The organism is Asanoa iriomotensis, assembly GCF_016862515.1.
GTDB lineage: Bacteria > Actinomycetota > Actinomycetes > Mycobacteriales > Micromonosporaceae > Asanoa > Asanoa iriomotensis.
The window spans coordinates 1-5,129 of sequence record NZ_BONC01000153.1 but is presented as its reverse complement, the minus strand read 5'-3'; the positions used below and the strand labels follow the sequence as shown (position 1 = coordinate 5,129).

General features: G+C 71.9%; 6 protein-coding genes and 2 pseudogenes. 4 read left to right on the top strand and 4 right to left on the bottom strand.

The annotated features are described in order from the left end of the window. Window positions 1-137 (bottom strand): annotated as a pseudogene (locus Air01nite_RS40485) (helix-turn-helix domain-containing protein); the annotation flags it as partial. 153 nt (window positions 138-290) lie between these two features. On the opposite strand from Air01nite_RS40485, the gene Air01nite_RS40480 reads away from it, so the two are divergent. Beyond that, complete coding sequence (locus Air01nite_RS40480) at window positions 291-713, top strand: YciI family protein (protein ID WP_203708792.1); 423 nt, start codon at window positions 291-293, stop codon at window positions 711-713. Here the strand turns inward: Air01nite_RS40480 and Air01nite_RS40475 are convergent. Continuing rightward, window positions 697-1,929, bottom strand: coding sequence for an RNA polymerase sigma factor (locus Air01nite_RS40475; RefSeq protein ID WP_203708794.1), 1,233 nt, complete (start codon window positions 1,927-1,929; stop codon window positions 697-699). The genes Air01nite_RS40480 and Air01nite_RS40475 overlap by 17 nt on opposite strands. A 69-nt stretch (window positions 1,930-1,998) precedes the next feature. Here Air01nite_RS40475 and Air01nite_RS40470 point away from each other — a divergent pair, with 69 nt between their 5' ends. The 3 genes from Air01nite_RS40470 (at window position 1,999) to Air01nite_RS40460 (ending at window position 3,976) form a co-directional block, all read left to right on the top strand. Next, window positions 1,999-2,445, top strand: a complete 447-nt coding sequence (locus tag Air01nite_RS40470) for a hypothetical protein (RefSeq protein ID WP_203708791.1) — start codon at window positions 1,999-2,001, stop codon at window positions 2,443-2,445. 164 nt (window positions 2,446-2,609) lie between these two features. Then, a complete protein-coding gene (locus tag Air01nite_RS40465) occupies window positions 2,610-3,266 on the top strand; it encodes a GntR family transcriptional regulator (protein WP_203708790.1) in 657 nt (218 codons plus the stop codon). A gap of 44 nt (window positions 3,267-3,310) precedes the next feature. Beyond that, entirely contained in the window at window positions 3,311-3,976 is a 666-nt protein-coding gene (locus Air01nite_RS40460; protein WP_203708789.1) for a GntR family transcriptional regulator, read from the top strand. 8 nt (window positions 3,977-3,984) lie between these two features. On the opposite strand, the gene Air01nite_RS40455 is transcribed toward Air01nite_RS40460, so the two are convergent. Both Air01nite_RS40455 and Air01nite_RS40450 read right to left on the bottom strand, forming a co-directional pair. Continuing rightward, the gene (locus Air01nite_RS40455) at window positions 3,985-4,860 is read right to left on the bottom strand and encodes a potassium-transporting ATPase subunit C (protein WP_203708788.1); all 876 of its coding nucleotides are present in this window, start codon (window positions 4,858-4,860) and stop codon (window positions 3,985-3,987) included. Beyond that, window positions 4,860-5,129, bottom strand: a pseudogene (locus Air01nite_RS40450) (potassium-transporting ATPase subunit B); the annotation flags it as partial. The gene Air01nite_RS40455 and the pseudogene Air01nite_RS40450, both read right to left, overlap by 1 nt.

The following is a 5,129-nucleotide window of genomic DNA, read 5'->3' as shown; positions in this document are numbered from 1 at the left end:
ATCGCGGGCTGCGACATCGCGAACGGCGCGCCGAGCTCGCCGACGGTGGCCTCGCCCCGCACGAGCCGCTCGAGGATGGCGCGCCGCGTCGGGTCGGCGAGCGCCCCGAACACCGCGCTGAGCTGGTCAGTAGCCATCTATAACCAATCCGTTCTATAGCGATCTGGTTAAGCATGCCCCGACGCGGGCGCGGTCGTCAAATTTCTTTCGTCGTCCTGTCGAATCGCGCCGGGCTCGTACGACGCGTCGGTGAGCGGCCAGAATTGGCCGCGACGGACAGGAGAGATGCGATGCGTTTCATGCTGATGCTCAAGGGCGACCCGCCACCCGGTGCCATGCCGCCGCCGGATCTCGTGCAGGCGATGCACGAGTACGACGTCGAGCTGGAGAAGGCCGGCGTGCTGCTCGCGGCCGAGGGGCTCTACGACAGCTCGCAGGGCGCGCGGGTGATCTACGCCAAGGGCGCGCGGACGGTCGTCGACGGCCCGTTCACCGAGGCCAAGGAGCTGATCGCCGGCTTCTACCTGATCGACGTCAAGTCGCCCGAGGAGGCCATCGAGTGGGCCCGGCGCTGCCCGGTCGACCGGGCGATCCCGCCGGGCGCCGACTGGGAGGCGGTCGTCGAGGTGCGCCGCGTGGCGGATCCGGCCGACATCCCGACGATCAACGAGGAGCAGGCCGCACAGGCCGAGAAGTTCAGGATGGGTCGTTAGCGCGCGCCTCCAGCAGCGCGCGCTCGCGGGCGTTGTGTGTCAGCGACGCGGCCCGGGTGAACTCCGCCCGGGCCTCGTCGGGCCGGCCGAGCTTGGCCAGCAGGTCGCCGCGGACCGCCGGCAGCAGGTGGTAGGTGGGCAGCAGGCCCTCGGCGACGATCGCGTCGACCAGCGCGAGCCCGGCCGCCGGACCGTCGGCCATGCCGACCGCGACGGCCCGGTTGAGCTCGACGACCGCCGACTCGGCCAGCGGGGCCAGCAGGTCGTAGAGGGCGGCGATCCGCTTCCAGTCGGTCTCGTCGGGGGTCCGGGCCTGTGCGTGGCAGGCGGCGATCGCGGCCTGCAGGGCGTACGGGCCGGGCCGGTCGCCGACGCGGTCCAGGGCGGCCAGCCCGCGGCGGATGAGCAGCGGGTCCCAGCGCGCCCGGTCCTGGTCGAACAGCCGGACCGCTTCACCGCCCGCGCCGACCCGGGCGCGGAGTCGGGAAGCCTGTAGCTCCATCAGCGCCACCAGCCCGTGCACCTCGGACTCGTCCGGCATCAGGCCGGCCAGGATGCGGCCGAGCCGGAGGGCGTCCTCGCACAGGGCGGGGCGCACCCAGTCGTCACCGGCGGTGGCGGTGTAGCCCTCGTTGAAGATCAGATAGATCACTTCGAGTACGGAGGCCAGCCGCGCCGGCCGTTCGGCGGGCTCGGGCACCTCGAACGGCACGTCGGCCTCGGCCAGGGTCCGCTTGGCGCGGACGATCCGCTGCGCGACGGTCGGCTCGGCCACCAGGAAGGCGCGCGCGATCTCGGCCGTGGTGAGCCCGCCGAGCAGGCGCAGCGTCAGCGCGACCCGGGCCTCCGGCGCGAGCACCGGGTGACACGCGACGAACGTGAGCCGCAGCAGGTCGTCCTCGATCCGGTCCGGCTCGATCTCGTCCTCGACGGACTCGGGCAGGGCGCGGCCGATCTCCTGGAGCTTGCGGGCGTACCGCTCGTTGCGCCGGACCAGGTCGACCGCCCGCCGCTTGGCCACCGCCATCAGCCACGCGCCGGGGTTGCGCGGGATCCCCTCGGCCGGCCACTGCTCGAGCGCCGCGACCAGCGCGTCCTGCGCGAGCTCCTCGGCCACCCCGACGTCGCGCATCATCCCGGCCAGCCCCGCGATCAGGCGCGGCGCCTCGATCCGCCACACCGCCTCGACCGCGCGACCGACCTCGTTCTCCGTCAACGGCACGCCGACGAACCTACCTCGTGCTGTTATTGCATATCTGTGGCAACAACCGGGAGGATGCAACACGTGACGATCGTGGAGGTGGTGCTGCTGTCAGCAGTCGGGGGCGCGCTGCGCTACCGCACGGTGTCGGCTCCCCTGCCGCCCGGCCCGCACCCCGACGACCTGGCGCTGCATCTGTCCGGCCTGACGCTCTGCACGCCGGGCGCGACCCTCCACTCGACGAGCTGGCGCTACGCGGACCAGGCGGTGCTGCTCACCTATGCCGCGCTGCCGGACCCGGCGCCGATCGGGGCAGTCCCGCTGGCACCGGACCGCATGGTAATCGGCGGGGCCGCCCTCGCGCCCTCGCCGCCGCGGGTCGACGCCGACGCGGTCGCCGCGCACGCGGCCCGCCACCTGGCGCTGCTGGCCACCACGGACCCGGTGGTCGCGGCCGCCGCGACCGCGCAGCCGCATCTGTGGGACCTGCTGGCCAAGCTTCCGGCCGGACTGGCCGGAGCATTGCATTGACGGTTGCAAGCCGGTTGCCGACATTGTGCGCAGCCAGACACCAACGAACAGAATGTGTCCTATTGGTATAACCTGCTTGGCAAATCGATGGTCACCACAGCATCGGGCCGCAGACATTACACAATGTATTGTGCCCCGATGCTCCACCCTCGAAGGAGCAGGTCGTGGAGCCGCAGCTCGTCCCCGGTGAACGGCGCACCGCTCACCAGATGGTGCGCGACTCGCTGCGCAGGGCGATCCTCGACGGCACCCTCTCCGCGGGCTCCCGTCTCGTCCAGGCCGACATCGCGGCGCGGCTGCGGGTCAGCACGACGCCGGTCCGCGAAGCACTGCGCGACCTGGCGTCCGAGGGCCTGATCCGGCTCGACGCGCACCGCGGCGCGGTGGTCCGGGAGACCAGCGTCTACGAGGTCCGCGAGATCTACCTCATCCGCCGGCTGCTCGAGCCCGAAGCGGTGCGCCTGGGCGTCGACGGCATGGAGCCCGAGGTGCTCGCGGCGCTCGAGGGGCTGCACAAGGCGCTCGGCGAGGCCATCGAGCCGGCGCGCTGGGTCGCCCTCAACCGCGAGTTCCATCGCCTGCTCAACAGCGCCGCGGGGCTCGACCGGCTCGCCGAGATCCTCAATCACCTCGACGACAACGCGGCCGTCTACGTCAACCTGGCCGCCGACGCCGAGCACCGCTACACCGTCGACCGGCATCGCCAACGGCTGCTGGAGGCCTGCCGCCAGGGCGACTCCGAGCGCGCGGCCAAGCTCGTGTCGGAACACCTGCGGCAGACGCTGGACACGGTCGAGCGCGTGGTCGTCAACATGCGCTGATACATAATCGACCCTGCAATGTGCAGGGTTGTAGGGTCTCCGGTGTGCATGACGGGCTGGACCTCGGGAAGCTCGCACCCCCGCCGCAGCGGCGGACCGCGCACGAACTGGTCCGCGACACCCTACGGCGGGCGATCTTCAGCGGCCTGCTGACCGGCGGCACCCACCTCGGCCAGGCCGAGATCGCCACCCAGCTCGCGGTCAGCACCACACCGGTCCGCGAGGCGCTGCGCGACCTGGCCGCCGACGGCCTGATCCGGATCGACCCGCACCGGGGCGCCGTCGTGCACGATCTCGACCACGACGACCTCCGCGAGATCTACGAGATCCGCGCCGCCCTCGAACCGCTGGCGATCCGCAGGGCCGCCCGGCACATCACGGCCGACGAGCTGGCTGCGGCCGGCGACCTGCTGGACCGGATGGACCAGGAGACGGACCCGGCCGCTTGGTTGGAACTGAACTGGGCGTTCCACGCTCTGCTCGGTCGGGCTTCCCGCTCACCACGCCTCTTCTCCCTGGTCACCAGCGCACAGGGCAGCACGGCCCGGTACGTCGGCGAGTCGATGAAGTCCCACCCCGACCGCCTGGCCGAGGCCACCGCCGAACACCGCTCCGTGGTCGACGCGCTCGCGGGCCACGACGCCGAGACAGCCGCGAAGCTGGTCACCACCCACCTGCAACACACGCTCGAACTGCTCGTCACCGCCTGAGCGCCGCATCAGCGCACCGGGAACTGTTCGTCGAGGTCGAGGTTCAGGCCGACCACGTTGACCCGCTTCTCGCCCATGAAGCCGACCGACCGCCCGGACGTGTTGTCGTCCACCAGGCGCTGCACCGCCGCCTCGGTGGCGCCGCGCACCCGGGCCACCCGGGGCAACTGGAGTTGCGCGTACGCCGGCGTGATGTGCGGGTCGAGGCCCGAACCGCTCGCCGTCACCGCGTCCGCCGGCACCGCCGGGTCGCCGGGCGCGTCGCCCCGGATCGTGGTCAGCACCCCGCCGTTGTAGTTCTCCCCCGGCACCGCGCTCTCCACCGGCACGCCCTCGAAGGTCGCGATGAACGGTGTGGCGGGCTGTGCCTGGTTGACGCTCACCACCCGGGTCGCGGGCCCGGTCAGCCCGTTCCGGCGGAACACCCGCAACACCGCGCCGACCCCGTCCGACGTGCAGAACGGCCGCCCGCCGTCGACGCCGTTGAGCGCGCCGACCGCCAGGCTGCGCTTGCAGACCTGGGTGAGCAGGCTCTCCGTGCCCTCCGTGCCGGTCGTCGGCAACACGTCCTCGACGCTCTCCGGGCCCAGGTTGCTGGCCCCGCTGGCGGTCGGGTCGTAGCCGTCGCCCGCCGCGGACGGCCGCGACTGGAAGTAGCGCGGTATGCCGTTGCCGTCGGCGTCGACGAAGCTCTGCCCGATCAGGTTGCTGGCCACCTCGCGCCCGCCCGACGTGACCAGCGAGCCGGTCGCCCGGTGGTGCAGGCCGGGCAGCAGCCCGATGCCGACGAGCAGCAACGGGTACGCGATCCCGAGCAGGACCGTGAACACGAGCACCGCCCGGAACGCGGCGAGATGCTGGCCGAACCAGTTGGGCAGGCGCATCAGGAGATCCCCGGAATCCACTGGACGATCGCGATGTCGAGCACCTTGATCCCGGCGAACGGCGCGACGATCCCGCCCAGGCCGTAGATCCACAGGTTGCGGGTCAACAGCGCAGACGCGCTGCTCGGCCGGTACCGCACGCCGCGCAGGGCCAGCGGGATCAGCGCGACGATGACCAGCGCGTTGAAGATGATCGCCGAGGTGATCGCCGACGCCGGCGAGCTGAGCCGCATGATGTTGAGACCGTCCAGGCTCGGGTAGACCGCCGT

Bases quoted from the DNA above. Each gene is read 5' to 3' on its own strand.
- Air01nite_RS40455 (WP_203708788.1), bottom strand. From the start codon at position 4,860: ATGCGCCTGCCCAACTGGTTCGGCCAGCATCTCGCCGCGTTCCGGGCG.
- Air01nite_RS40480 (WP_203708792.1), top strand. From the start codon at position 291: ATGCGTTTCATGCTGATGCTCAAGGGCGACCCGCCACCCGGTGCCATG.